Annotated in this window: 24 protein-coding genes and 1 pseudogene; 11 read left to right on the plus strand and 14 right to left on the minus strand. The window is 70.2% G+C overall.

Annotated features, from left to right (window positions below):
• Nucleotide 1 precedes the first annotated feature (1 nt).
• From ACIBK0_RS05230 to ACIBK0_RS05245, 4 genes are read right to left on the minus strand one after another with little or no spacing between them, the layout of a single operon-like run.
• A complete protein-coding gene (locus tag ACIBK0_RS05230; protein ID WP_399075785.1) occupies nt 2-937 on the minus strand; it encodes a hypothetical protein in 936 nt (311 codons plus the stop codon).
• A gap of 60 nt (nt 938-997) precedes the next feature.
• Nucleotides 998-4,990 carry an FxSxx-COOH system tetratricopeptide repeat protein gene (gene fxsT, locus ACIBK0_RS05235; RefSeq protein WP_399075787.1) on the minus strand — a complete coding sequence of 1,331 codons (3,993 nt, stop codon included), beginning with the start codon at nt 4,988-4,990 and terminating at the stop codon, nt 998-1,000.
• A 22-nt stretch (nt 4,991-5,012) separates the two neighbouring features.
• Nucleotides 5,013-5,783 carry a hypothetical protein gene (locus ACIBK0_RS05240; RefSeq protein WP_399075789.1) on the minus strand — a complete coding sequence of 257 codons (771 nt, stop codon included), beginning with the start codon at nt 5,781-5,783 and terminating at the stop codon, nt 5,013-5,015.
• 48 nt (nt 5,784-5,831) lie between these two features.
• Complete coding sequence (locus ACIBK0_RS05245) at nt 5,832-7,055, minus strand: FxsB family cyclophane-forming radical SAM/SPASM peptide maturase (protein WP_399075791.1); 1,224 nt, start codon at nt 7,053-7,055, stop codon at nt 5,832-5,834.
• Nucleotides 7,056-7,591: 536 nt separating this feature from the next.
• On the opposite strand from ACIBK0_RS05245, the gene ACIBK0_RS05250 reads away from it, so the two are divergent.
• The 4 genes from ACIBK0_RS05250 to ACIBK0_RS05265 are packed head-to-tail and all read left to right on the plus strand — an operon-like array spanning nt 7,592 to nt 11,317.
• The gene (locus ACIBK0_RS05250; RefSeq protein ID WP_399075793.1) at nt 7,592-8,710 is read left to right on the plus strand and encodes a toll/interleukin-1 receptor domain-containing protein; all 1,119 of its coding nucleotides are present in this window, start codon (nt 7,592-7,594) and stop codon (nt 8,708-8,710) included.
• Nucleotides 8,707-9,795, plus strand: coding sequence for a hypothetical protein (locus ACIBK0_RS05255; protein WP_399075795.1), 1,089 nt, complete (start codon nt 8,707-8,709; stop codon nt 9,793-9,795). Before ACIBK0_RS05250 ends, ACIBK0_RS05255 begins: the two co-directional genes overlap by 4 nt.
• Before the next feature lie 29 nt (nt 9,796-9,824).
• Nucleotides 9,825-10,799, plus strand: coding sequence for a TIR domain-containing protein (locus ACIBK0_RS05260; protein ID WP_399075797.1), 975 nt, complete (start codon nt 9,825-9,827; stop codon nt 10,797-10,799).
• Nucleotides 10,799-11,317: an HIT family protein gene (locus tag ACIBK0_RS05265; protein ID WP_399075799.1), complete on the plus strand. Its 519-nt coding sequence runs from the start codon at nt 10,799-10,801 to the stop codon at nt 11,315-11,317. Before ACIBK0_RS05260 ends, ACIBK0_RS05265 begins: the two co-directional genes overlap by 1 nt.
• Here ACIBK0_RS05265 and ACIBK0_RS05270 read toward each other — a convergent pair.
• Entirely contained in the window at nt 11,252-11,704 is a 453-nt protein-coding gene (locus ACIBK0_RS05270; RefSeq protein WP_399075801.1) for a hypothetical protein, read from the minus strand. The two genes, ACIBK0_RS05265 and ACIBK0_RS05270, sit on opposite strands and share 66 nt — an antisense overlap.
• A gap of 102 nt (nt 11,705-11,806) precedes the next feature.
• On the opposite strand from ACIBK0_RS05270, the gene ACIBK0_RS05275 reads away from it, so the two are divergent.
• Entirely contained in the window at nt 11,807-12,199 is a 393-nt protein-coding gene (locus ACIBK0_RS05275; RefSeq protein WP_399075803.1) for a molybdopterin-binding protein, read from the plus strand.
• 193 nt (nt 12,200-12,392) lie between these two features.
• Here ACIBK0_RS05275 and ACIBK0_RS05280 read toward each other — a convergent pair whose 3' ends face one another.
• Together ACIBK0_RS05280 and ACIBK0_RS05285 are read right to left on the minus strand one after the other, a co-directional pair.
• Nucleotides 12,393-13,328, minus strand: coding sequence for a LysR substrate-binding domain-containing protein (locus ACIBK0_RS05280; RefSeq protein ID WP_399075805.1), 936 nt, complete (start codon nt 13,326-13,328; stop codon nt 12,393-12,395).
• A 381-nt stretch (nt 13,329-13,709) separates the two neighbouring features.
• The gene (locus ACIBK0_RS05285) at nt 13,710-14,198 is read right to left on the minus strand and encodes a molybdopterin-dependent oxidoreductase (protein WP_399075807.1); all 489 of its coding nucleotides are present in this window, start codon (nt 14,196-14,198) and stop codon (nt 13,710-13,712) included.
• Between the two features lie 175 nt (nt 14,199-14,373).
• On the opposite strand from ACIBK0_RS05285, the gene modA reads away from it, so the two are divergent.
• The 3 genes from modA to ACIBK0_RS05300 all read left to right on the plus strand — a co-directional run bounded on the left by modA (nt 14,374) and on the right by ACIBK0_RS05300 (nt 17,193).
• Nucleotides 14,374-15,171: a molybdate ABC transporter substrate-binding protein gene (modA, locus tag ACIBK0_RS05290; RefSeq protein WP_399075810.1), complete on the plus strand. Its 798-nt coding sequence runs from the start codon at nt 14,374-14,376 to the stop codon at nt 15,169-15,171.
• Entirely contained in the window at nt 15,168-16,034 is an 867-nt protein-coding gene (locus ACIBK0_RS05295) for an ABC transporter permease (RefSeq protein WP_399075812.1), read from the plus strand. The genes modA and ACIBK0_RS05295 overlap by 4 nt, the downstream gene beginning before the upstream one ends.
• A 64-nt stretch (nt 16,035-16,098) precedes the next feature.
• Nucleotides 16,099-17,193: an ABC transporter ATP-binding protein gene (locus ACIBK0_RS05300; RefSeq protein ID WP_399076051.1), complete on the plus strand. Its 1,095-nt coding sequence runs from the start codon at nt 16,099-16,101 to the stop codon at nt 17,191-17,193.
• Nucleotides 17,194-17,214: 21 nt separating this feature from the next.
• Here ACIBK0_RS05300 and ACIBK0_RS05305 read toward each other — a convergent pair whose 3' ends face one another.
• Nucleotides 17,215-17,976, minus strand: a complete 762-nt coding sequence (locus tag ACIBK0_RS05305) for an FkbM family methyltransferase (protein WP_399075814.1) — start codon at nt 17,974-17,976, stop codon at nt 17,215-17,217.
• 250 nt (nt 17,977-18,226) lie between these two features.
• On the opposite strand from ACIBK0_RS05305, the gene ACIBK0_RS05310 reads away from it, so the two are divergent.
• Both ACIBK0_RS05310 and ACIBK0_RS05315 read left to right on the plus strand, forming a co-directional pair.
• The gene (locus ACIBK0_RS05310) at nt 18,227-18,691 is read left to right on the plus strand and encodes a cupin domain-containing protein (protein ID WP_399075816.1); all 465 of its coding nucleotides are present in this window, start codon (nt 18,227-18,229) and stop codon (nt 18,689-18,691) included.
• Nucleotides 18,692-18,881: 190 nt separating this feature from the next.
• A complete protein-coding gene (locus ACIBK0_RS05315) occupies nt 18,882-19,301 on the plus strand; it encodes an ATP-binding protein (protein ID WP_399075818.1) in 420 nt (139 codons plus the stop codon).
• A gap of 29 nt (nt 19,302-19,330) precedes the next feature.
• Here the strand turns inward: ACIBK0_RS05315 and ACIBK0_RS05320 are convergent.
• From ACIBK0_RS05320 to ACIBK0_RS05330, 3 genes and pseudogenes are all read right to left on the minus strand, one after another.
• Nucleotides 19,331-19,620 (minus strand): annotated as a pseudogene (locus ACIBK0_RS05320) (SCO5918 family protein).
• Nucleotides 19,621-19,848: 228 nt separating this feature from the next.
• Nucleotides 19,849-20,052 carry a cold-shock protein gene (locus tag ACIBK0_RS05325; protein WP_010986199.1) on the minus strand — a complete coding sequence of 68 codons (204 nt, stop codon included), beginning with the start codon at nt 20,050-20,052 and terminating at the stop codon, nt 19,849-19,851.
• Nucleotides 20,053-20,333: 281 nt separating this feature from the next.
• Complete coding sequence (locus ACIBK0_RS05330; protein ID WP_399075820.1) at nt 20,334-20,672, minus strand: MerR family transcriptional regulator; 339 nt, start codon at nt 20,670-20,672, stop codon at nt 20,334-20,336.
• 152 nt (nt 20,673-20,824) lie between these two features.
• Here ACIBK0_RS05330 and ACIBK0_RS05335 point away from each other — a divergent pair, with 152 nt between their 5' ends.
• Nucleotides 20,825-21,613: a hypothetical protein gene (locus tag ACIBK0_RS05335; protein ID WP_399075822.1), complete on the plus strand. Its 789-nt coding sequence runs from the start codon at nt 20,825-20,827 to the stop codon at nt 21,611-21,613.
• A gap of 143 nt (nt 21,614-21,756) precedes the next feature.
• On the opposite strand, the gene ACIBK0_RS05340 is transcribed toward ACIBK0_RS05335, so the two are convergent.
• From ACIBK0_RS05340 to ACIBK0_RS05350, 3 genes are all read right to left on the minus strand, one after another.
• Nucleotides 21,757-22,035 carry a ribosomal protein L7/L12 gene (locus ACIBK0_RS05340; RefSeq protein ID WP_399075824.1) on the minus strand — a complete coding sequence of 93 codons (279 nt, stop codon included), beginning with the start codon at nt 22,033-22,035 and terminating at the stop codon, nt 21,757-21,759.
• A gap of 90 nt (nt 22,036-22,125) precedes the next feature.
• Nucleotides 22,126-22,836 carry a L,D-transpeptidase gene (locus tag ACIBK0_RS05345; RefSeq protein ID WP_399075826.1) on the minus strand — a complete coding sequence of 237 codons (711 nt, stop codon included), beginning with the start codon at nt 22,834-22,836 and terminating at the stop codon, nt 22,126-22,128.
• Nucleotides 22,826-23,347 (minus strand): SigE family RNA polymerase sigma factor, encoded by a 522-nt coding sequence (locus tag ACIBK0_RS05350; protein ID WP_399075828.1) that lies wholly within the window; start codon nt 23,345-23,347, stop codon nt 22,826-22,828. Before ACIBK0_RS05350 ends, ACIBK0_RS05345 begins: the two co-directional genes overlap by 11 nt.
• Nucleotides 23,348-23,437 lie beyond the last annotated feature (90 nt).

The following is a 23,437-nucleotide window of genomic DNA, read 5'->3' on the forward strand; positions in this document are numbered from 1 at the left end:
CTCAGGTGATGTCGAAGTCGAAGCCGGTGCGGAACAGGTCTGGTTCGAGTGCCTCCATGCCCTGGCAGAGCGCGGACTCGAAGGGACTCTGCGGGCCGGACAGCTTTCCGTGTGCGAGCGTCTGCGCGGCCCTGGGGTCGTACGGCAGATCCATGATGGTTCTCAAAGCCAGTGTGCCCTCTGAATGCGTTCCTCCAACAGAGAATTCCGGACTATGCCGGGTGAATTCCGCGCACTGACCGGCGAGTTGCGTACTCTGCCGAGTGGCCTGCGGACTCTGTCCGGGTGTGTTCGCGACGTATCCGATGGTCTTGGACAGCAGGCCCGAGACATCGAGGCGCTCGACGAGCCGCACGGTGTCCGGGTGGGAACGGGAGTCCGCACGGCCCACCACGAAGACGTACTCGACGGTCTCGCAGATTCTCCGGGTCAGCGGCCCCCAGCCCGGTCCGCAGTCCACCAGCAGGCAACCGGCGAGTTCCGCCAGCAGCTCCACCGCCCGGCCCGTGATCTCCGGCAGATCCGGCAGCGACGCCAGAGCCGTACTGCCCGGTGCCCGCATCGCGAGCAGTGACATGTCGCCGCTGCGTCCATCAGGAGAGCGGAGTTCCTGCAGCCGTTGCTCGACCGAGCGGTCCCGCAGGGCGACATGCCGGTCCAGGGCGAAGCCGGGCAGTCCACCGCCGTCACCGGCGCCCGTGCCTATCCCGTACTCATCACCGGTTCCCACGGCGTGCCAGGCACCGAGCAGCGCGGTGAGCCCTGCGGTCCGCACATCCGCGTCCATGAGGATCACGTTCTGTCCCTTGGGCCCGGTCTCGGCGTCGATCAGCGCCCCGGCGGCGGCGGTGACCAGCGTCGCGCCCTCACCCGGGCGCGCGGAGACCACGGCCGCCGACCAGGGCCTGCCCAACTCTCTCTCCGGCCTTCGCACCACTGCCGACCTCCTTGCCACGCCCCACGACCACCGCACTGTCCGTCGCCCGTCCGGCGCCGGTCAGATGTACGGCAGGTCGATGTCGATCTCGATGCGCTCCGCTCCCGGGGCTGCCCCGGTGTCCCGCACCCGGGCCTCGCTGTCCTGGAGATTCGTCGCCGCGAAGCCCGTCAGCGGGTGCTCGGCCCCGCATCGGACGCTCAGCCGCTCGTACGTACGACGATCCATCTCCAAGGCCTCCGTCGACTCCCCGGAGAACACCAGGGCGTTGGCGTGGTCGAGCGCCGCGATGAGGGTCAGCGGATGATCCGATCCGAGCGTCTCGCACAGGCCCCGCCAGCCCGCCTCGCTGAGCTCCAGCGCGCCGTCGACCCGACCCGCCGAGCGTCGGCAGAGGGCCAGGTTCACTTGACTGATCCGTCGGAAGGGATGGTCCTCCCCCCAACTCTCGAACCGTTCCAGGGCGTCCTCCGCGAGTCGGCAGGCCTCTCGCCACTCCCCCAGCAGCCGCAGATCCGCCGCGAGCGCCAACTGCCCGGCCAGCTGCTCGTGGTGCCCCGGGCCTGCGTAGGACAGCCAGCCCGCCACCGCGTCCGAGTCGTACTTGCGCGCCGCGCCGATCTGGTCCAGGTCATCGCATGCCGTGCGCCGCAGAGTCGCCGCGAGACCACGGGCCGCGCGGAGCGTCGCAGGATCGGCCTCCCCGAAGCGCTTCTCCGCCTCGTTGAAGGCCTGCCGCAGCAGCAGCAGCGAGGTCTCGTAGTCCCCGGACTCCCGGTAGCGGATGCCGAGTTGGGTGGCCGCGCTCCATGTCATCTCGTGCTCCACACCGAGCACCCCACGGCAGCGCTCGTACGTCTCCCGGTGCAGGTCCAGCGCCTCCGCCGTCATACCCACCATGGCCAGCGACAGCGCGAGATTGCCCGTCGCCATCAGGGTGTACGGGTTGTCGGGGCCGAACACCTCGGTGAGGATGTCGGCGGTCGACTGGTCCTCGGCGAAGGCCTCCTGGACATGGCCGAGCGCGCGCAGCTCGGCACCCCGCCCGGTCGCGCTGCGCAGGGTGTACGGGTGGTCGAGGCCCAGCGTGGTGCGCAGCCGCTCCAATGCCCTGCGGTTGATCTCCTCGGACTCGACGAAGCGGCCCGCGTCACGGTGGATGTTGCCCAGTTCCACGTTCAGCCGAAGCAGGAGTACGTCGTCGGTCCGCTCCACGGGGCCGTGCCGCTGGTTCCACTTGTCGCGCAGTCGCTCGGCGAGACTCTGCGCCGAGTCGAGGCGTCGCGCCAGGCGGCGGTATCGCACCTGGTTGACCAGCCAGCGCCGCACCCCGTCGTCATCGCTGTGCACAGCACCCGACGGGTCGACGTGCTGGTCGAGTTCGGCGAAGACAGGGGCATGGGTCGGGTCGTCGACTTCCGTGTCGCGCGGCGAGAGAGAGGCCAGAATCCGCTGGGCCGCCCGACGCGACTCCTGGAACTCGGCGTCCGACAGCCCGCTCCTCAGGAAGGTCAGACCCATCGGGTCGCCCACCACGCGTTTGGTTCCGTAGTCGACGCGGGCCAGCGCGCGCTCCGACAGCGCGCGGAACGCCAGCCCCGCCGTCGTAGCCGTGAGCGGGTCGCTGCCCAGCGAGCTCAGCCACTCCAGTGCAGCCTGGCAGCGCAGTACGTCGGTCTTCCCGTCGATCGACACGCCGTTCGGCGCCATGTGGGCGAGCAGCCGCAGGAACCCCTCCGCGACGGGGCGCGCCACCCGAAGCGACTCCATCGACACCGACCAGGTGGCATGGGCCGCCGCCGGATAACCGGCGCCTCGGCCCGGAGCCGTACGCCTGGGCCCGGCACCCGCGGACTGGTTGCACATCGCCTCGCGATAGCGGTCGACCGCCTCCCGACGCGGCAGCCCGCTGGCCTTGAGCCAGGCGGCCGCCTGTTCGACGGTCTGCGGAAGACGGCCCGACACGGCGAGGATGTCATCGGCCTGCTTGTCGCGGAGCCCGGGGAAGTGACGGCGCAGCTGCCCACGCGCCTCGTCCTCGGTCGGCACACCGACCTCGTGCTGCCGTCCCGTGACGCTCCAGTCGTCGGTCTCCGACGTGATCAGCACATGGCTGCTGCCACCGCTGGGCAGCAGACCCTCCAGGTCCGAGGGCCGGCGTACGTTGTCGTAGACGAGCAGGAACCTGTGGTAGTCGGCGTGACCGCCGGCCAGTGCCCGCAGCGTGTCCTGCACGGCGCCGGGGGCGGTGGCTTTCGTCACTCCCAACTCCTCGCCGAACCCGGCCAGTTCGACCGCCACGTTTTCGGCGCTGTCGGCCCTGATCCACCGGATGGCGTCGTAGTCCGCCGCGAAGCGGTACGCGAACTCCAAGGCGATCTGGCTCTTCCCGACGCCCAGCGGACCGGTGAGGACCGCGGGCATCGCCGGACGACCGGGCGGGAACCCGTCGCGCAACAGCCCGATATGTGCCTCCCTGCCCTGGAAGATCGCGTTGCGCTGCGGGATGTTGTTCCAGAGCCTGGGGGTCCGGCCCGGGAAGCGCGCCCCGCCGGACGACCGGTCGCTCGGCTGGTTCCGCTGCTCCGCCGGCTGCTCTCCCTGGGCGAAGTGCGCCAGCAACAACGCCTGCGCGTCCGCCTCGTCCAGTTCCTGCAGACGTGGTCCCCGCAGGTCGGCGATGGGCGGCCTGACCAACGCCTCCTCGACACGTACGGGCACGATCGACCCGGTGCGCTCGCCCGAGCCGAGGCGGCCGCCGTCGCGCAGATGCTGGTCGATGACGGCGTCGAGGGCGGGTTCGGACTGGAGTGCCGGAGAGACCACGAGGATCGTGAACGTCGGCTTCGCGCTCGCCCGGCCCGTTTCCACCCGCCAGTCGCCGGCCGTCTCGCAGCTGATGCCGACGCGTGCCAGCACGGACCGAATCCAGTCGGCCCACTGACGGTCGCGCGGCGCGTAGACGATCCGGGCCGTGCGCCGGTCGGATGTCCTGACCTCGGCGAAGCGGTCGGCGAACTGGAGACGGATGTTCTCCTTCACCGGCCGGGCCTCGGTCACCCGTCCGCGGCTGATCTCCTCGGCGATACGAACGTAGGCGGTGAGCTGGGGCGAGGCCGAACCGGGCAGCAGGGTGAAGGGGACGAGCACTTCCTCGTAGGCGAAGGCCGGGTTGTGCAGTACCTCCACCTGCCCCCAGTACTCCTCCAGAGATCCCCTGGTCAGCGGGCCGACCAAGCCGGCGAACCGCCCCTGGATGTAACTCCTGCGCCGCCTTCCCTTGCTCGGGTCGAAATGTTCGACGCGCATCGGCACCGGGAGGATGCGAATGTCCCGCTGGGTCTCGCGGGCCTGCTGGTGGACCTGTCGGGCGACGCTCGCGGTGCCCTCGATCGACTGGTTGCTGAGGTTGAAGCCCGCGACGACGACATCGGGCAGCCAGAGCGTGCAGATGCTCGCGTTGTCCGAGTGGCCGGTACGGCTGTCGATGAGCACGTAGTCGTACGGCCCCTGCCGCAGCCGCTCGCGCAGCGTCTGAACGAACTGCTTGCCCCGGTGCTGCTGATAGAACGAGGCCCAGTCGAAGAGGGCCACATCCGTGCTGTACGACTCGTTCTGCACACCGGGCCCGAGAAATTCGATGGACCCCGGCGGCTGGAAGTGGCTCCATCGCAGGGTGTCACGGTGCTGCAGGACGTCGGTGTGCTGCTGGAGCAGTTCCTGGAGCCGGCGCTCGAACTCCGCCTCGTCAAGTCCTTCCGCCTCGACCAGGTCCAGTACGCCCCTCCCGTAGCCCTGGACCATGTCCACCACCCCGGGGGTGCGGGCCAGTTCCGGGTCGTTGAGGAACGGACGCAGGAAGCGGTGCAGGCCCGGGGACTCCAGGTCCCAGTCCACGACAAGCACTCTGCAGCCCTGGCCGGCGAGGATCCAGGCCACATTGGCGAGGGCCATGGTGCGGCCCACTCCGCCCTTGTACGAGTAGAAGGTGACGATGGTCGCCGGTTCATGGGCGGCCTCGGCGCCGGGGGGCTCCGGCTCCACGCTGCTCATTGATGCTGCTCCACGTGTTCACTCAGCCATGCGGGCCGCGGAGGATGGGGCGTTCGCCTTCCCCCGGGGATGAGAACCACGATCTGGTGCGGGGAGGCGAGTCCGGCCGTTCAAGCGCGGCTCCGATCGAAGCCGTGTCCTGTGGCGAACCGGTGCGCCTGCTGTGCCACGGTACCGGCACGGGCGCAAGGTGCATATCCCAGGAGGCGAGCGACGTACGGGACATAGACCTGAATGAGGTGAGGTAGCCGACATCACGAGCCGTCATCGTGGGCGGTGAGCGGTCCGCGGCGGTCAGCACCCGGTCGGCGACACTGCGCAGCACCTTGATGTATCCGCCCCGCGCGGCAGGGTCGCGAAGCAACTGGCTGATGCTGCGCCGCGGATAGTCGCTGCCCGTCGATTCCGACTGACGGGCGGTCTCCTCGGCCAGCCGCACCGGTAAACCGATCGTGTTCCACACCACCCCCACAGGAGCCACCGAGGCCTCGCCCGTGCGGTGCAGTCGCCAACTCATGCGTTCGTCGAACACGGCCAGGTCGTAGGTGCAGGGTGGGGAGCGGAAGTACTCCTGCGAGTAGAGGACTATGAGAGAACGACAGTTCATGGCAGGGGTGTTGGGTGGCGGGCCGACGCCGACATCCAGTCCCCGGTAGTCGGCAAGCGCTCCGTCGAATCTGGGATCACGTCCCAGCCTGCCGCGGATCTCGGCCTGGAGATCCGCCCGAAAATGCTCAACGTCCTGTCGGCCACTGCCGCTCACAGCATGGCTGATGAAGAAGTACGGGACCATGCCTCGCCCCCCGTTCCCGCCCCTGGGTCCCCCGGATCATTCCTCTGATCAGTGCAACGGTTCTACATCGGCAGGCATCCCCATGATAGGGAGAATCCCTTCCCCTGTAACCGCCTTGTGACAGTCCTTTGCAAGAGCGAGGAGTGTGCCGGTGACACGGTCGCGTACGTGCTCGATCAAAGCGCGTAGATCCGCGCAGTAGCACGAGGGGTTGTCGAAGCCGTTCTCCGGCCGGTACCGATGCGCACGCAGACCTCCGCCGCAGACGTCCACGACTGCGCAGCTACGGCACTGTGCGCACAGTCCGGCGACTCCCTCTCGCTCTGCGGCGAAACCGGGATGGGCACTCGCCTCGTCGAAACCGTGCGCATCGATGTGGTAGCCGGTGTGGGCGGCGCCCTCGTGCACCGCCTTGAGGACGTCGTTCTGCTCGATGCTCCCGTCCGGCTGCACCACCACGACATCCGAGCCGAGCGCCCCCCACACCTCGCTGGTGCCGGCCCCGCCGAGATGCAGATCGACGAGCGAATCGAAGAGCCGCACCGGGACCTCTCGCACCGGCGCGTCGTACCAGCGGTCGAACGCGGTGGCCAACCAGCGCGCGTACGGAACCTCCTGCGCCGCGGGCAGACCCGGCGGCGGGAACTGCCAGGTGCCGAGCGGCATCAGCAGATCCAGCGAGGGAGGTTCGTGCGCCAGCAGGGCCTCATAGGTGTCTACCGGGTCTTCGGCGATGTCCACCGTGCACAGCAGACCGCCGTACAGCGAGCGGTAGTCGGAGTCGCGCAACAGCTCCAGGGCTCGTACGACATCCGCATGAGTGCCCTTGCCCGAGTGATGGCGGCGTCGGCGGTCGTGGGCCTCGCGGGTGCCGTCCAGGCTGACCCCGACACGGATGCCCCACTGCCGGAACAGGTCCAGGAAACGCCGGTCCAGCAGCGCGCCGTTGGTCTGCACGACGAGGACGAGCTCCGTGTCCAGCCCCCTCCACGCACTGTGCAGCGCCTCGGCGAAGCGGCCGATCCTGCGTGGTCCGGCGAGCAGCGGTTCACCACCGTGCAGCATCACCCGTGCCTCAGGGGGCCGGTGGCGTCGCACATGCTCCGCGATCCGCCGCGTCGTCCGCTCCATGACCGCGAGCGGCATCATCCGGGGCTGGGCCGACCAGCCGCTGTCCCGGAGCCCGTAGACATAGCAGTCGGGGCAGGCGAAGTTGCACCTGCTGTGGAGCTTGACGACGAACTGCGAGAATGCGGGTGAGTCACGGGGCACGCCTGTTGCCGACTCACACCGCACTGTGCCACCTGGGAGCTGCGGTCTTCCCCGATGACTTCGCCGACGCCGCCCCCGATGTGCCGCCCCCGCGGCCACGCTGCCTCAGCAGGGCTTCCACCATCGCGGAACGCGGCATCCGCTCCAGACGTTCGACGGACACCAGGTCCGCCAACACGTGTAACTCGCCCAGCGTTCGGGAGGTGCCGCTCCCGGTGTCGCTCTGCATCACGCTCAGGCCCCCATTCCCCCCGCGTCCCCGCCCCCGAAGCGATCGGACGGGTCACAGACCCTGCTAAAGTCCGGGACTCGTGAGCCGTCGGCGAATATCACCCCGTACGCCTGACGTGTGCCCGTACGCCTGACTTGCGCGCCCGTCAGGCTCCTTACCACTGTACCCAGCACGGTCAAGGAAGCCTATCCTCGGTCAACGGGGGTCCACCGGACCGACTGGAGCTACGACGTTGCGAAGCCCATGTCCATGCCAGTGAGAGTTTCGCCCTGCCGGACTACCGGCGGCAGTCTGCGAGGGGCGCGTGGATCGATCCGTCAACTACTTCTACACCAGCTGCACCCGTAGCGACGGGTGGCCGTCCCTCAGCCGCTTCCACGCCGACCTGGAGTACCGGCTGAGGGCCCAGGAAGGCTTATGGGTGGGCGGTGTTCTTGGGCCACAGCCCGGTTCGCCACCGGTGCTCGAAAGCGCCATCACCCGGGTCGGGGTGATGATCGCACTCTACTCGCCGGAGTACTTCAAGGACCGGGACTGCGGTCTGGAACTGGCCGTCTTCCAACGTCGGTTACGTCGGGACGAAGACCGTGCCGAACGTGACGTGTCCGAATGCCTGATCCCACTCGTCTGGAAGCCCGTCCCGCGGCTTCCCAACGGGGCGCCCGCCCCGGAGGAGTGGTCGATCGGCGCGGAGTGGGACGACGGATACGGATACCGGCGGTACGTCACTTCGGGGCTGCACGGACTGATGCATTCGGACGGCTCGGCGGCCGACGAGGCGTACTACTCCTTGATAGGGCAACTGGCCAAACGCATCACCGAGGCGAGACGCCTCGGCCTCGCCGAGATCACCGACGCAGCCGAACTCCGCGACATACAGCCCGCGTTCGGGTGTACCTCCCACGCCCGCCAGACCACCCCCGCCCGCACGCCGGTCCGTACCGGGCCGGGCCTGGGGGACCTCGACCACCATGCCCCCCTCCCCACCGCCCCCCTCGAATCCGTGGCCATCAGCTACGTGGGGGCGGACCAGCCCTGGGCGGACTGGATGGAGGAGATCCTGGAACTGGCCGGTCATCCCGAGGTGTCCCAGGTGCGGTGGAGGACCGAGGACGAGTCGTTGCCGGAGACGGTGCGACGGGCACACGAGGGGGCCCAGCGGGTCGTCGTCGTCTTCTCCCGCAGCTACTTCGCGGCCGGCTCCGGCGATCCGCTCCACTGGGAGAACGCGTTCGTCGGTCCGGGCAAAGAGTGGCTCATTCCCGTCCAGATCGACGCCGAGCCCCGTCCGCTGCTGGTGCGCCGCGGCGTGCGGGTCACCCAGTTGACCGGCTCGGACGAGAGCCAGGCCCGCCTTCTGTGCGACCTGGTGCGCGAACCCGATCCACAGGTCCCGGACCAGCGCGGAGGAGACGCCCGGTGACGTCTGCCCGCCTGCGCCCACCCCGTTCGGCCACCGAACCGCCCCCCATATGGAACATCCGCGAACTGGGCCTGCCCTTTCAGGGGCGCGACGACCAGATCGCGGCGCTGTTGAAACTCTTCACGCAGTACGGTCACGTCCTGCTGCACGACGCCGCCGCGCCGGTCCAGGGCTTCGGCAAAACCCAGATGGCCCTCGCCTACTGCCGCCGCTACCACCGCCGTTACGACGTGGCGTGGTGGTTCGAGTGCAACGGTGAGACCGACGACGATCGGCTGTGCGGACTGATCGACGACCAGTACCGGCAGCTGCGCGAGAAGTGCGCGCAGGAATTCGGGCCGGATCACGAACCCAGACCCGACAAACGCTGGCTGTTCGTCTACGACAACGTGCCGAACCCCGATCGGATCTACGAGCACTTCGTCCCCGGCACGGGTCACCGGCTCGTCACCTCCCGTTCCGGCGGAGAGACATGGGGGAAGAACCGACTGGAACTCGGTGGCCTCAGTCAGGCGCAGGCGGAGGCACTGCTCCTGGACCAGGCCGAGGACCAACTGGACTCGAAGCAGGCCGAGCACCTGGCGAGTCTGATCAAGGGCCATCCCGGACTGCTGCTCGAGGTCGCCGAGGAGGTGCTCCACTCCGGCTTCGAGAAGTGCGCCAGGGCGCTGACGCCGGCACCCCGGACGGACCCCGACACGCCCCCCGGCGGCATGGTCCTCCTTCCTCACGCACGTGCGGCCGACCAGTCCGGCAGGCCCCTCAGCCCGGAGGAGCGCCGAACCCTCATCGAGGAACTGGCGCGCTCGCCGGTGGGCCGCACCCGGGACGCGTACGACGCCTGGGTGGACTCCGTGCGGTATGCGATCAGGCCGACGAAGCTGACGCTCTCCAACGACAGTGGGAACACCCGGACCCGTATCGTCTCCGCCGTCAACTTCGCGCTGTCCCAAGAGACTTCAACGGTCATGGTCGCGCTCGCGGACGCCTTGGAGGAGCTCGGTGAGGACGAGGCCGGGGTCGCCGAGGTGCGGCGCTTGGTCAACAAGGCCAAAGCCGCCTGGACCCGCGATCCGCGACAATAAGCACCCCATGACAGATGCCGGGAGGACCGATGACACGGTCGCCGTTCTTCTTCACCAGTTACGCGGTACGACGCGCGGACAGCCCGCTCGTCAGGCAGTTCCACGACCGCCTCCAGCAGGAAGTGGAGATAAAGCGCGGCCGGTCCGCGACCAACGAGGGGTTCCTCGACGTGGGGAACCTGGAACTCGGTGTCGAGTGGCGGCGCAAGCTCTCTCAGGCGCTGGGCCGCACCCGGTTCTTGATCGCGCTCCTCTCCGACGACTACTTCGACCGCGAGTGGTGCGGGCGGGAGTGGGCGGTCATGACGGAGCGGCTGCGCCTGGCTGCTCCGCAGGAACCGGTCGCCATCCTTCCGCTGTTCTGGGTACCGGTCGCCCGGGCACTGCCCCCCGAAGTCGCAGCGGTGCAGTACCGCATGCCGAAGCTCGGGGCCGCGTACGCGGACAGCTGCCTGGTCGACCTCATGCGCGGCGACCCACAGGAGTTCGAGAAGTTCGTCATCGAACTGACCGACTACATGGGCCAGGCGGCCACGGCACCCCTGCCTGAGCTGGACGCCGATACCGCCGAACGGTTCCCTCCGGCCTTCGGGCTGACCGCCGCCGCCCCGGCGCCCACGGCCTCCGCGCCACGTGCGCCCCAGGCATCGCCCACCGAGGAGGAGCCGCCCCGTGCCGACGGCGCCGCGCCGATGACGCCCGGCGAGAAGCGTGAACTGATCGAGCTGATCCTGGCCTCCGAGGTGGCCCGCACCCGCGACGGGTGGGACGTGTACGTGGATTCCGTCCGCACCCTGGTCCACCCCGAGCAGGTACATCTGCTGAGCGACGGCGGTCAGCTCAGGACAAGGGTGGTCGCCCTGGTCACGGCCGCACTCAGGCGCCGCACGCCTGCTGTTCTGCTGGCTGTCGGGGATGCCCTGGCCGACCAGACGGGCGAGGCCGAGGCGGAGGCGGTGCTGCGCCTGGTGCGGGCCGCCGCGGCCAAGTGGCCCATGGCCTGATGGACCACAGCGCCACCGAGGACTCCGACTGCGCCTTCTGCAGGATCGCGGCGGGTTCAGCCTTCGCCCGCATCATCCACGAGGACCAGGACACACTGGCCTTCCTGCCGCTCAGGCCCGTCACCAGCGGGCACGCGCTCGTCATTCCCCGGCGGCACATCCGGGATCTGTGGGGCCTGGACGAGGCGACGGCCACGGCGTTGACACGGAGCGTGCTGCGGGTCGCGCACGCGGTGCGGGCCGCCTTCCGGCCCACCGGGCTGAACGTCGTGAACTCGGCGGGCGCGTCGGCGACTCAGAGCGTCATGCACCTCCACGTACACGTCGTGGCCCGTTACGAGGGTGACCGGATGGGCAACTTCTGGCCGCCGTCACCCCCCATGGAACCCACCGGGCTGGACGCGGCGGCCGAGCAGCTGCGGCTGGCCGTGAGAGCGGGGCGCGGGCGCCCGTCAGCCGAGCAACAGGACGGCCAGGAAGGCGAGATGAGCGGCGCAGAGACCGCCGTAGAACAGTGAGAGCGTCGGGGAGAAGGCGGACCGCCGCCATCTCACCCGGTCCGCGTAGGGGCGGGGGTCCATGGAGAACGGCTCGACCGTGCTCCTGGGCCGCCTGACCTCGTCGTAGAGCGTGCGGAACAGCCGCTCCTGGTGCAGGAAGTAGCTGTCCAGGAACCAGAAGGCCACGAGCACGATCAGCGCCGTCGCGACGATGGGCCAGCTGGTGCTGCCCGCCGCGAAGGCGAGGAGGCCACCGGTCAGGGTCAGCGCCCAGCCCTTCACCAGGAAGGAGTTGTTGGCGAGCCGTGAGACGACCCCCTGCAGGAACTCAAGATGCTTCACCTGATCCGCGTCGAGAACCTGACGGTCCGCGTCGGCCGGGTCCCCCACACCCCTGGTGTTCATCGGAGAAGATTACCGCCGACCGTCACCGGGCCAGCGGGCTTTCGTCCGGTCCGTCCGGTGCCCGCGCACGCTGTGCCGGATTTCCGGCCTATCGTGACGCCCATGCAGTCCTACACAATCGGCCAGGCCGCCCGGCTCCTCGGCGTGAGCCCCGACACCGCCCGGCGGTGGGCGGACGCCGGTCGGGTGACCACCCATCGGGACGAGGGCGGCCGGCGGCTCATCGACGGGCGGGATCTCGCCGCGTTCTCCGTCGAGCTGGCCGGGGCCGGTGGTGAGGAGGGCGCCTCCTACACGTCCGTCCGCAACGCGTTCCCGGGCATCGTCACCGCCGTCAAACTCGGCGATGTCGCGGCCCAGGTGGAGATCCAGGCGGGACCGCACCGGCTGGTCTCGCTGCTGACCCGGGAGGCCGTCGAGGAGCTGGGCCTGGAGGTCGGCATGGAGGCCACCGCCCGGGTGAAGTCGACCAACGTGCACATCGACCGCACGTGAGAGGGCGTGCGGTTCACGACTCCGCCGGCGTCGTCGCCGAAGTCGCAGTCGCAGTCGCTCGTCGTACAGCACGCAGAGCACCTTGGCCATGAGGCGGCTCTCCTCAACTCCGTTGATCGGAAGGTGCTTTCACCATCCTCGGGGTGGATCGCGCCGGTCGAAACGAACGTTGCCATGCCCGGACAGCCGGCGGCTATCGGCTCCGCCCGCCCAGATGCTCCTTCAGCAGCGCATCGAGGGCGTCCCGTACATCCGCCTCCCGCGCCACCTTCAACAGCGCCTCCGCCAGCACGGACTGAGGCTCCTCCCGGGCCACCACGATCCCGACCCTGGGCCCGTGCGCGGGCCCTTCCAGCGGCACCACCCGCATCCCCTCGGGCACACCGAACATGTGCAGCCAGGCGTGCGATATCACGCTGGACCAGCGGCCGCCCGGCAGATGCGCGTACAACCCGGCGACGCTGTCCGACTCGATCGCCGGGGCGGCCGTCGCGCCGTCGGCGGCGAAGCACGCGTCGATGATCCGGCGGTTGCGCATCCGGGGGCTGAGCAGACACAGCGGCAGCGCCGCCGCCTGCGCCCAGCGAGCCGTCGGCGCCGTGGCCAGCGGGCCGTCCGCCGGTGTGAGGAGCACATACCGCTCCTCGTACAGCGGGAAGCGGCGTGCGGGACGCAGCTCGTCGTCGTCGATATACGTCATCGCCGCGTCCAGCTCGAACTCGGCCAGGCCCTGTCTGATCTCGGCGGACGACAGCGACGCCAGTGCGACCCGGGCCCGCGGGTGGCGCTCGCAGAACGGGGTGGTGAGAAGGGAGGCGGCGGGCAGCGCGGTGGGGACGATGCCCAGCCGCAGGGTGCCGGTCAGGCCGCCGCGCAGCGCCGACAGCTCCTGGCGCAGGGCGTCGCGCTCGGCGAGGATGCGCTGCGCCCAGGCGAGCACGACCTCGCCCTCCGGGGTGAGCCCCTCGTACTTCCTGCCCCGCCGCACGATCGGCACGTCCAGCTCGTGTTCCAGCCGGCGGATCGCCGCCGACAGCGACGGCTGCGTGACGAAGCAGGCCGCCGCCGCCCGTGCGAAGTGCCGCTCCCGGGCGAGTGCGACCAGGTACTCCAGCTGACGCAGCAGCATGCGTCACCTCCGTTGGCGGGTCAGCGTCGCAGACGCCGGGCGATCCTGTCATGGGAGGGGCCGCTTTCCTGCAGCGCCTCCGCGGTCCCCGCTCGACGTCGCCGCCGCCCATCTGCGGGTCCCCGTGCCGACTGCCGGCTCGTGGAGGAGGCGGTGGCGTACGGGAGCGCCGGCCGGCGCTGAAGGAAGCGGCCGGCCGGCGCCGAAGGAGCTGTACGAGTCGGTCGACGCGGTCTCGGCACCAAGTCGATGAGCGAGAGCCCCTTCAACCCGGTCGCCCCGGCCTTCGCGAACGCTCTGCGCGACGGGACTGCGGTTGACCGAGCTACCGCTGACCCGGGACCGGGTGTGGCCGGCCCTGGACGCGGCGGTTCGGCGGCCTCAGCCGCCGTCGGCCGTCCATGACGTGTAGCGGCCGTCCACGCGAATCGCGTTGATGCCGCTGATGTGCCGGGCGCCGCAGCGGTCCTGCGGCAGCACCAGCTGGGGACCCGCGGTGTCGAGCGGGGTGTCGTCGATGCCGACCGCCAGCAGCACCGGCGAGTGCGCGAAGTCGGGGTCGATCTCGGCCCAGGTGAGCAGGGCGTGGTGGCCGTCCGAGCCCCTCACCGCGATGAGGAAGCGCAGGCGGTCCTTGCGGCGGGCCGGGTGGAAGACGGGTCCGGCCGCGTGCAGGACGTCGTGCAGCAGCGGTCCCTCGAAGCGGTGGTGCTGTACGCCGCTGGTGGCGCACTCGAAGCTGACCCGGACCCGGTGCTGGGGCCAGGCCAGCAGGTCGGGCACGGTCAGCCGGGCGGGACGGGCCAGGTCTCCGGTCAGGGTCAGCTCCGCCGCCGGGCGGACGGGCGGTTCCGTAAGGGACTGGGTCACTGGGTACCACCTCCCGGAAGACGGTACCCGCAGCACCGGACCGTACAAACGCACATGCGTACATCCATGCATCGATCACCCAGCTCATGCGATGCGACAGGAGACTTTTGGGTGGCATCTGCGGAAGTATGATCGGCGTATGCACGACTGAGGCTTCAAAGGGAGTGGAACCGTGATGACCCGTACCGCACGCCGGACCCTGCAGGTGGCAGGCGTGGGCGCCGCCGCGCTGCTGGCCCTGAGCGCCTGCTCCTCCTCGTCCGACTCCTCGGCGTCCGCCAAGGACACCCCGAAGCTCTCCGGCACGGTGACCGTCTTCGCCGCCGCCTCCCTGAAGGAGAGCTTCACGACGCTGGGCAAGGATTTCGAGAAGGCTCACCCCGGTACGAAGGTGACCTTCAGCTTCGGTGGCAGTGACTCGCTAGCCGCGAGCATCGCGGGCGGCGCCCCGGCCGATGTGTTCGCCGCCGCCAGCCCCAAGACGATGGCGATCGTGACGGACAAGAACGACGCGGTCGGCACCCCGACCACCTTCGTCCGCAACCAGCTGGAGATCGCCACCCTGCCCGGCAACCCCGACAAGGTCGCCTCCCTGAAGGACCTCACCAAGTCCGGCCTGAAGGTCGTCCTGTGCGACAAGACGGTGCCGTGCGGCGCCGCCGCGCAGAAGGCGCTGGACGCCAGCAGCCTCAAGCTCACCCCGGTCTCGTACGAGCAGGACGTCAAGAGCGCCCTGACGAAGGTGGAGCTGAAGGAGGCCGACGCCGCCGTCGTCTACAAGACCGATGTGAAGGCGGCGGGTGACAAGGTGGAAGGCGTGGAGTTCCCCGAGTCGGCCAAGGCCATCAACGACTACCCGATCGCCCTGCTCAAGGACGCGGACAACGCGGCCGCGGCAAAGGCGTTCATCGAGCTGGTGAAGTCGGCCGAGGGCCAGAAGGTCCTGACAGCGGCCGGATTCCTCAAGCCGTGACCACCGGGCTGGACACCTCCGACGCCGCGGCCGACACCCTGACCGGTGGGCCGCGGCGCGGACGCGTCCGGACGGGCACGCGGCGCGGCGCGCCGCTCCCCCTGCTGCTGCCCGCCCTCGTCGGCCTGGCCTTCCTGCTCCTCCCCCTTCTCGCCCTCCTTGTACGGGCTCCCTGGCGCAGCCTGCCGGACCAGCTGACCAGCACGGAGGTCTGGCAGGCGCTCCAGCTGTCCCTGCTCACCGCCACAGCGGCGACCGCGGTGAGCCTGGTGCTCGGCGTGCCCCTCGCGTGGCTGCTCGCGCGCACCGAGTTCCCTGGGCGCGGCTTCGTACGCGCCTTGGTGACGCTGCCGCTCGTGCTGCCCCCGGTGGTGGGCGGTGTGGCCCTGCTGCTGGCCCTCGGTCGTAACGGAGTCGTCGGGCAGTGGCTGGACTCGGCCTTCGGGATCACGCTGCCGTTCACCACGGCCGGGGTGGTCGTGGCCGAGGCGTTCGTGGCGATGCCGTTCCTCGTGATCAGCGTGGAGGGCACGCTGCGGGCCGCCGATCCGCGCTACGAGGAGGCCGCCATGACCCTGGGCGCCTCCCGCTTCACCGCGTTCCGCCGGGTCACGCTGCCGCTGATCGCGCCCGGGATCGCGGCGGGCTCCGTGCTGGCCTGGGCCCGCGCGCTCGGCGAGTTCGGCGCGACGATCACCTTCGCGGGCAACTTCCCCGGCCGTACGCAGACCATGCCGCTGGCCGTGTACCTGGCCCTGCAGAACGACCCGGCCGCCGCGATCGCGCTGAGCCTGGTGCTGCTGGCCGTGTCGATCGCGGTCCTCGCGGGACTGCGCGACCGCTGGATGACGACGGCCTCATGACGCACGGGTACGAGACAGTGGTGGCGCCATGACGGACGGACGTGTACGAGACGGTGACGGCGCCATGACCGACCCGACCGCCCCCGCCGAGCGGGGCTTCGCCGGCAAGGGACCCGACAAGGGCCTCGACGCCCGCCTCGTCGTCCACCGCGGCGCCTTCCACCTCGATGTCACGCTGACCGCCGCCCCCGGCGACGTCGTCGCGCTGCTCGGGCCGAACGGCGCGGGCAAGACCACCGCGCTGCGCACGCTGGCCGGACTCACCCCGCTGTCCGACGGCGGGCATCTGCGGCTGGACGGCGCCGCGCTGGACCGTACGCCCCCCGAATCCCGCCCCGTCGGCGTCGTCTTCCAGGACTATCTGCTCTTCCCTCACCTGACCGCCCTCGACAACGTGGCCTTCGGACCGCGCTGCCAGGGCGCGGGGAAGGCCGAGGCGCGGGCGCAGGCCGCCGAATGGCTGGACCGCATGGGCCTGACCGACCACGCCGGAGCCAAGCCGCGCCGGCTCTCCGGCGGGCAGGCGCAACGCGTCGCCCTCGCCCGCGCGCTGGCCACCCACCCACGGCTGCTCCTGCTCGACGAACCGCTCGCCGCGCTCGATGCCCGTACGCGCCTCGATGTGCGCGCCCAGCTCCGGCGCCACCTGGCCGACTTCGAGGCCGTCGCCGTACTGGTGACGCACGACCCGCTGGACGCGATGGTGCTGGCCGACCGGCTCGTCGTCATCGAGCACGGCCGCGTCGTCCAGGAGGGCACACCGTCGGACATCGCCCGGCATCCGCGCACCGACTACATCGCCCAGCTGGTCGGCCTCAACCTCTACCGGGGGCAGGCCGAGGGCCACACCGTACGGCTCGACTCGGGCCCGGCGATCACCACGACCGAGGACCTCGACGGACCGGTCTTCGTGGCCTTCCCGCCCGGCGCCGTCACCCTGCACCGCGACCGCCCCACCGGCTCCAGCGCCCGCAATCTGTGGCAGTGCCGGGTCGGCGGACTGGAGACCCACGGCGACCAGATCCGCGCGGATCTCACCGGCGAACTCCCGCTCGCCGCCGACCTGACGACGGTCGCCGCGGCGGAACTGGACCTGCACCCGGGTGCCCCGGTCTGGGCGACGGTGAAGGCCACGCAGACGCACGCGTATCCGGCGTAGCGCCAGGGCCTGTCCGGCGGATCATTCGGAGGCGGGCACGGCGGCCGCGCGCACCATCACGCAGTCGAACTCCACCACCCGGCCCGTCGCCGCTTCCCGCGACACCGGGTACATGCCCGTGATCTCGAACCCGCTCTCCTCGTACACGGCGATCGCCTCGCCCATCCGGGGGCTGCCCTCGTACAGCCGCAGCGTCGCGACCTCCGACTGCATCCCGACGAACTCGGGGACGCGGTCCCCGGCGCCCGCGAACACCTCCAGGTCGTACCCCTGGGTGTCCATCTTCAGATAGGGCCGCGGATCGGTGATGCCGGCCAGCGCCTTGTCCATCACACCGTCGAGCCGGCGAATCTCGATGTCCTCGGTGCGCGTCTTCGCGAACCGCTTGTAGCGGTCCTTGCCGTAATCGCTCGGCGGGAGGAGGGAGTTCATGGTGTTCCAGCCCACGTGGATGGACCGGGTGGCGTCCTCGCGGCCCAGCCCGACCTGGTACACCCACCATTCGGGGTCCTCCTCGGCGGCCTTCCGGAGCTTGGCGAAGGCCTCCGCCGTGGGTTCGAAGGAGACGATCCGGCCGCTGTAGCCGAGGCGGCGCAACTGACGGCCGTACTGGCCGGCATTGGCCCCCACGTCGAAGACGCAGTTCACCTCGTACCGGTCGAGGAGCGCGGCGACGTGCTGCCCGCACAGGTAGGCCGCGGCCGCCAGCTGGAACCGGCGTTCGTCGGCCGCCGTCGCCTTCTCGTCGAGGAGCAGACGGGCGCCGGTGTCCCCGAGAGACACGCTCTTCCAGGCCGCGGTCCCGCCTCTCAGCACCAGATCAGCACCCCGACCCAGCGGAACGCGTCTGCGCTCACCACGCCGGTAGACCAACGCTGTACCCGAACCGAGATCCAGAACCCGCACCCCCATCCGGGGAAGCAGCCCTAGCAGTTTTCTGTGAAGGGTCGGCATCCCCACACCCTTTCAGACATGTCGGTGCGCGCACCGGGAGTTGGTTGAACCGCCTTCATCTGCGTGGTACAGCCATGTGGTGACCTCTCCAGAGACGCCTTCCGCCGTCCCGCCGCTGGCCGCCGAACTGGGCATGCAACAGCACCCCGAGGGTGGCTGGTTCGTCCAGACGTGGACGGCGCCACGGGCCTTCCGCCCCGATGGCTACTCCGGCCCCCGCGCCGCCGCGACCGCGATCTATTTCCTGCTCACCCAGCACGACACATCCGCCTGGCACACGGTGCGCTCCGACGAACTGTGGCTGTGGCACCGAGGCGGCCCCCTTGACCTGCTCCTCGGCGGCGACGGCCGCACCCCCGACTCCACCCCCACGGTCGTCCGCCTCGGCCCGGCCATCGAGGCCGGGGAACGCCCCCAGGTCCTCGTCCCCGGCGGTGTGTGGCAGTCCGCTCGCCCGGCAACCGATCAGGAGGTGCTGGTCAGTTGCGTGGTGGCTCCCGGCTTCGACTACCAGGACTTCCGCCTGCTCGACTCGGGGCTCTGATCCGGGCTCCGGCACCTGCCCGGAGGGCTCCGTCGCGGCTTTATGACGTAAGGCGCTGGTTGCCGATCACCAGGGGCGGGCATCACCCGAAGGCAGGACCGGCCGCGCACCGTTTCGCGCGAGCCCCGGTCGGCGGGGATGGAGCCGCCGGGTGCCGGTTGTCCTGGCAGGGGGAAGAGAGGTGTCCGTCATGCGTGCGCACCAGCGCGCCGTCAGGCCGACCGCCCGCGTGGAGTACACACTGCCGCGTACGGCCGTCTCGGCGGGCAGGGCCCGCAGGTTGACGTCGGCGTTCCTCACCCGGCCACGGCCGCGGATGCCGGCGCCGACCGCCGACCAGGTCGACGACGCCACGCTGATCGCCTCGGAACTCGTCGCCAACGCCATACGGCACGGCCGCACCGGCTGTCGGCTGCGCCTGCAGCTGGGGCACGGACAGGTGACCGTCGAGGTCCACGACGACAGCCCCGGGCGGCCCCGCGTCGGCCCGCTGGACGCCGACTCGGAGAGCGGCCGCGGCCTCGCGATGGTCCAGCACCTCGCTCACAGCCTGGAGGTCGTCAACACCGGCTTGGGCGGCAAGACGGTCCGCGCGGTCCTGGCGGTGTAATACCGCGGCCGGCATACGGGCGCTACGGGCTACGCGGGTCCGGACCAGCTCTCGGCCCAGCCGGCGACGACCGGGCGGGCCAGGGCGGAGGCCGGGCGGCAGACGAAGCCCAGGCGGGTGAGGGCGCGGGCCACCTCGGCCTCGGTGAAGTCGCGGCGGTCCTGCCCGGTGATGCTCTCCCCGACCTGTTCGACCGGGTGGACGGGCGGCCCCACGACCACGACGCACCCGTGACGGGCTCGGGCGGAACGCCCCGCATCGACTGTTCGGCCTCGCTCTTGATGAGGTCGAAGGGGAAACGGGCCATCACGCAACGCATGGCGCCTGTGCTGGGTGAGTTTCGCGGTGCCGAGAATGGGTAAGGCGGACCGGGAAATTCGCCGGAAATTCATTGAGGGAAGACGCCTGGAAGACGGCCCCAGGAAGCCGGGAAGAAGCCCGAGGGAAACAAAAAGCAGGTGGCCGGGGCCCGCACCTCAGGGTGCAGGTCCCGACCACCTGTAAGCGTCGGCCGACTCAGGAGTCAGGCGTCAGCGGGGGTCCCGGACTAGGCGGGGACGATGTTCTCCGCCTGGGGGCCCTTCTGGCCCTGGGTGACGTCGAAGGTCACCTTCTGGCCTTCCTGGAGCTCACGAAAGCCCTGGGTGGCGATGTTCGAGTAGTGGGCGAAGACGTCGGCGCCGCCGCCGTCCTGCTCGATGAAGCCGAAGCCCTTTTCCGCGTTGAACCACTTCACGGTGCCAGTAGCCATGTCATATCTCCTTCGGGGCAAAGCTCGAAGGCCCACACTGTGTGGACCTGCGTCGCCGCGATGATTGCCCCGTCCGGAAAACGCACCGGAAAAACTTTGGGAACCACAACTGCAACTGATATCGACACTAGCACGGTACTGGTCCCGAGGGGGGGCGCACTATCTCACCCCACTCCGGGGAATATAAGAATCTGACGGCGCCCCGAGCCAATTTCTGCATCGGCCGAAACAGATATCCGGGCCGGCCGGAGACGGTGCCACAGGCGGGTGAGCGTCAGGGTTCAGGCGTCCTGCGTCGCCCTCCGGCGCAGTTCCGCGTTGAGCTGCAGGGCCTCGTCGAGGCGGTCCTCCAGGCTGACGATGCGGCAGGCAGCCTCCACCGGCGTGCCCTGGTCGACCAGGTCGCGAGCGCGGGCGGCGACGCGCAGCTGACTGCGGGAGTAGCGGCGGTGGCCGCCACCGGACCGCAGCGGCGTGATCAGGGCCGCCTCGCCGACGGCGCGCAGGAACGCGGGGGTGGCACCGATCATCTCGGCGGCGCGGCCCATCGTGTACGCGGGGTAGTCGTCGTCTTCGAAGCGCTCGGTGGCACTCGCTGAAGTTCCCTGGGTCAGGTGCATCACCTCCACTCTGACAGATCCGCGGAAGGCGCCCCAAGGGTGTCCGCCGACGGGGTGGAACCGGGCTCACCCGGACGGCCCCGTGCGCTGGTGGGCGGCCCTGCCTGGTGGTGGCGTGGGAGGACACACCGCGTCCTCGGGAGGCCTTCGCCATGAATCGTCCGTCCTGTCTCCTCGCGTCCGCCCTGACCGCCGGCATGCTGCTGTCGACGGCCGCGTGTTCGAGCGGCGACAGTGGTGATTCCGGTCGTACGGATGTCCCGGCGTCCCCCGCGGCCAAAGACTCCCCCACCGCGCTCACCGAGGCGCAGGCCATGGCCGCGCTGATCACCAACACCGACCTGGGGTCCGAGTGGACCGAGACGCAGGGCACGGCGACCTGGCACGACACGCTGCTCAAGAGCAAGGTCGACACGCAGGCCTTCGTCACGGACAAGCAGAACGCCGTCGACTGCCAGAAACTGCTCGACGGCCTGTACGCCGAGGACCTGCTCGGCGACCCGAAGGGAGGGCAGGCCGTCACCGGGTTCGACGACAGCGACAACGACGGGCAGATGCACTACCTGGTCGCCGGGTACACGCAGTCCGACGTGGACGCGAAGCTGTCGTGGCTGAAGACGCTGCCGGACAAGTGCGACCAGTTCACCGCCGTCGACAACAAGGGCGGGAAGCAGACCGTCCAGGTCATCTCGATGTCGCTGCCCAACGTGGGCGACGCCCGCCAGGGGCTGCAGATCACCATGAACGGTGAACTGGACGGTGATCCCTCCAGCTTGACCCTGGACTTCGCCGCCGTACGGGTCGGCGACAGCGCCCTGTCCTTCAGCAACGGCGGCCTCAACGGCGCCGACGATGCCTCCACCCAACAGGCCGCCCAAGCGGGCGCCACCCGCCTGAAGGACGTCCTGGCGGGAAAGACGCCCCCGCCCACACAGGGCTGAGTTTTCGCCCCCTCCGCCCCTGCCCGTCCCTTACCGGCCTCTCGGCTGCGGGTGGGTGAGGGCTCGTCGCGCAGTTCCCCCGCGCCCCTTTTCAGTGGCGCGGGGGAGTGCGCAGTCTTTCCGGGGGTCTGGGGCGCACCCGCTCACCCCATCCGCTCGACCGCCTCCTTGGCCTCCCTGAGATCGGCACCCGTGGCCTCGCGGTACGCCTTGATGGCCTGGATCTTCTTGCCGTCGCGAAGGAGGGCGGCGACCTGGGGAAGGTGCGGGTCGTCCTGGTGGAGGCCGAGGTGGTCGAGGATCACGTCGAGTTTGTGCTCGACACGCGCGATTCTGCGGTCGGTGCGGCCCAGCTTGCTTTCCAGCCCCGCGAAGCTCGCGATCATGAGCGCGGCGAGGACGAAGAGACCCGTTATTTCCATGGTCCGTGATCCTAGGACCCGCCGCCGCGGGAACCGATGCGGCGCAACAGGCCCGGCAGCGCGCTTCGTTCACCCTCGGCGCCGCGCCCCCTAGCCGCCCGACGTGCCCGATCCCGCACCCGCACCCGGCAGAGCGGTGGGTGGCGTGGAAGTCGACCTTGCTGACGGGGTGTCCGTGGGGGCCGTCCCCTCGACATCGATCACCGAGCCCGGGCTCAACTGCCCGTACAGCCACTTCGCGTCGGCCTGGCGCAGGCCGATCCAGCCGGTCGTGCGGTCGTAGTCGCCGGGGGCCTTCTCGTCGTAGGTGAGGCCGGCGATGTAGTTCGCCGTCCCGTCCGAGGCGCTGAATTCGATCACCCAGGGGACCTTGAGGTGGTAGTCGCCCTTGATGCCGGCCACGCTGCCCGGCATCACTTTGACGGACTCCTTGGCGGTGACCGTCATCCGGCCCGTCCCCGTGGGCGTCCACTCGGAGCCGGAGGAGAGCGGCAGTTCGCGGCCCGCCACCGAGATCACCCGCCGGGACAGGTCGACCGTGGCGTCCGGTACCGCCGGAAGGCTGGGTGTGCCGGTGGGGCTCGCGGCCGGGGCCGGACGCTGATCCGTGCCGCCGCCGAGGTTCAGGACCAGCGCGAGGGCCAGCCCCGCCGCGGCAAAGCCGCCGGCCACGGCCAGCGCCGTACGGCGGCGGCGTCGGCGGCGCAGCGCCCGGCCGCGGATCTCCGCACCCGACAGCGCCGGGAGCGTCTCGCCTTCGGCCGCCAAATCCCGCAGTTCCGAGGTGAGTTCATCGGACACGGTCGTCCTCCCTCTCCCCCTTGCCGGCCGGGTCCGCCGAGTCCGCGGACAGCACCCGTGCCAGCGCCGCCCGACCGCGGGACAGACGGGCCTTGACCGTGCCCACGGGGGCACCGGTTTCGGAGGCTACCTGCTCGACACTCAGGTCGCACAGATGGTGCAGGACCAGCGCCATCCGCTGCGGCTCGGGCAGCGTGCGCAGCGCGGCGACCAGGGCGGTGCGCTCGGGGTCGGGGCCCGGGGTGTGCTCGGGCGGCGGAGTGCGCCGTACGAGCTCGAGCCACCGGCGCGTACGGCGCCAGCGGCTCACCGCGAGCCGCATCGCCACGGTCCGTATCCACGCCTCGGGCGCCCCGTCGGCGAGGAACTCCCGCCGCCGGTCCCAGGCGCGTACGAACGCCTCCTGGACGACGTCCTGTGCCTCGCCGTGGTCCCCGGTGAAGGCGTAGAGCTGGCCGGTCAGCCGGGGGAACGCGGCGGCGTAGAACGCGTCGAACTCTTCCTCGGTCATGCCCCCCGCCGGAGTTTCCGGAATTTCCGCGGCCCGATGCAACCCGGCCGTCCCTGCCGTGCGTACAGGTCCCGTACGTCGCACATCGAA

The sequence above is a fragment of the Streptomyces sp. NPDC050564 genome, assembly GCF_044457265.1.
GTDB lineage: Bacteria > Actinomycetota > Actinomycetes > Streptomycetales > Streptomycetaceae > Streptomyces.

Bases quoted from the DNA above. Each gene is read 5' to 3' on its own strand.
- ACIBK0_RS05260 (WP_399075797.1), top strand. From the start codon at position 9,825: ATGACACGGTCGCCGTTCTTCTTCACCAGTTACGCGGTACGACGCGCG.
- ACIBK0_RS05330 (WP_399075820.1), bottom strand. From the start codon at position 20,672: ATGCACCTGACCCAGGGAACTTCAGCGAGTGCCACCGAGCGCTTCGAA.
- ACIBK0_RS05335 (WP_399075822.1), top strand. From the start codon at position 20,825: ATGAATCGTCCGTCCTGTCTCCTCGCGTCCGCCCTGACCGCCGGCATG.
- ACIBK0_RS05240 (WP_399075789.1), bottom strand. From the start codon at position 5,783: ATGGTCCCGTACTTCTTCATCAGCCATGCTGTGAGCGGCAGTGGCCGA.
- ACIBK0_RS05325 (WP_010986199.1), bottom strand. From the start codon at position 20,052: ATGGCTACTGGCACCGTGAAGTGGTTCAACGCGGAAAAGGGCTTCGGC.
- fxsT (WP_399075787.1), bottom strand. From the start codon at position 4,990: ATGAGCAGCGTGGAGCCGGAGCCCCCCGGCGCCGAGGCCGCCCATGAA.
- modA (WP_399075810.1), top strand. From the start codon at position 14,374: ATGACCCGTACCGCACGCCGGACCCTGCAGGTGGCAGGCGTGGGCGCC.
- ACIBK0_RS05275 (WP_399075803.1), top strand. From the start codon at position 11,807: ATGCAGTCCTACACAATCGGCCAGGCCGCCCGGCTCCTCGGCGTGAGC.
- ACIBK0_RS05270 (WP_399075801.1), bottom strand. From the start codon at position 11,704: ATGAACACCAGGGGTGTGGGGGACCCGGCCGACGCGGACCGTCAGGTT.
- ACIBK0_RS05265 (WP_399075799.1), top strand. From the start codon at position 10,799: ATGGACCACAGCGCCACCGAGGACTCCGACTGCGCCTTCTGCAGGATC.
- ACIBK0_RS05340 (WP_399075824.1), bottom strand. From the start codon at position 22,035: ATGGAAATAACGGGTCTCTTCGTCCTCGCCGCGCTCATGATCGCGAGC.
- ACIBK0_RS05280 (WP_399075805.1), bottom strand. From the start codon at position 13,328: ATGCTGCTGCGTCAGCTGGAGTACCTGGTCGCACTCGCCCGGGAGCGG.
- ACIBK0_RS05350 (WP_399075828.1), bottom strand. From the start codon at position 23,347: ATGACCGAGGAAGAGTTCGACGCGTTCTACGCCGCCGCGTTCCCCCGG.
- ACIBK0_RS05315 (WP_399075818.1), top strand. From the start codon at position 18,882: ATGCGTGCGCACCAGCGCGCCGTCAGGCCGACCGCCCGCGTGGAGTAC.
- ACIBK0_RS05300 (WP_399076051.1), top strand. From the start codon at position 16,099: ATGACCGACCCGACCGCCCCCGCCGAGCGGGGCTTCGCCGGCAAGGGA.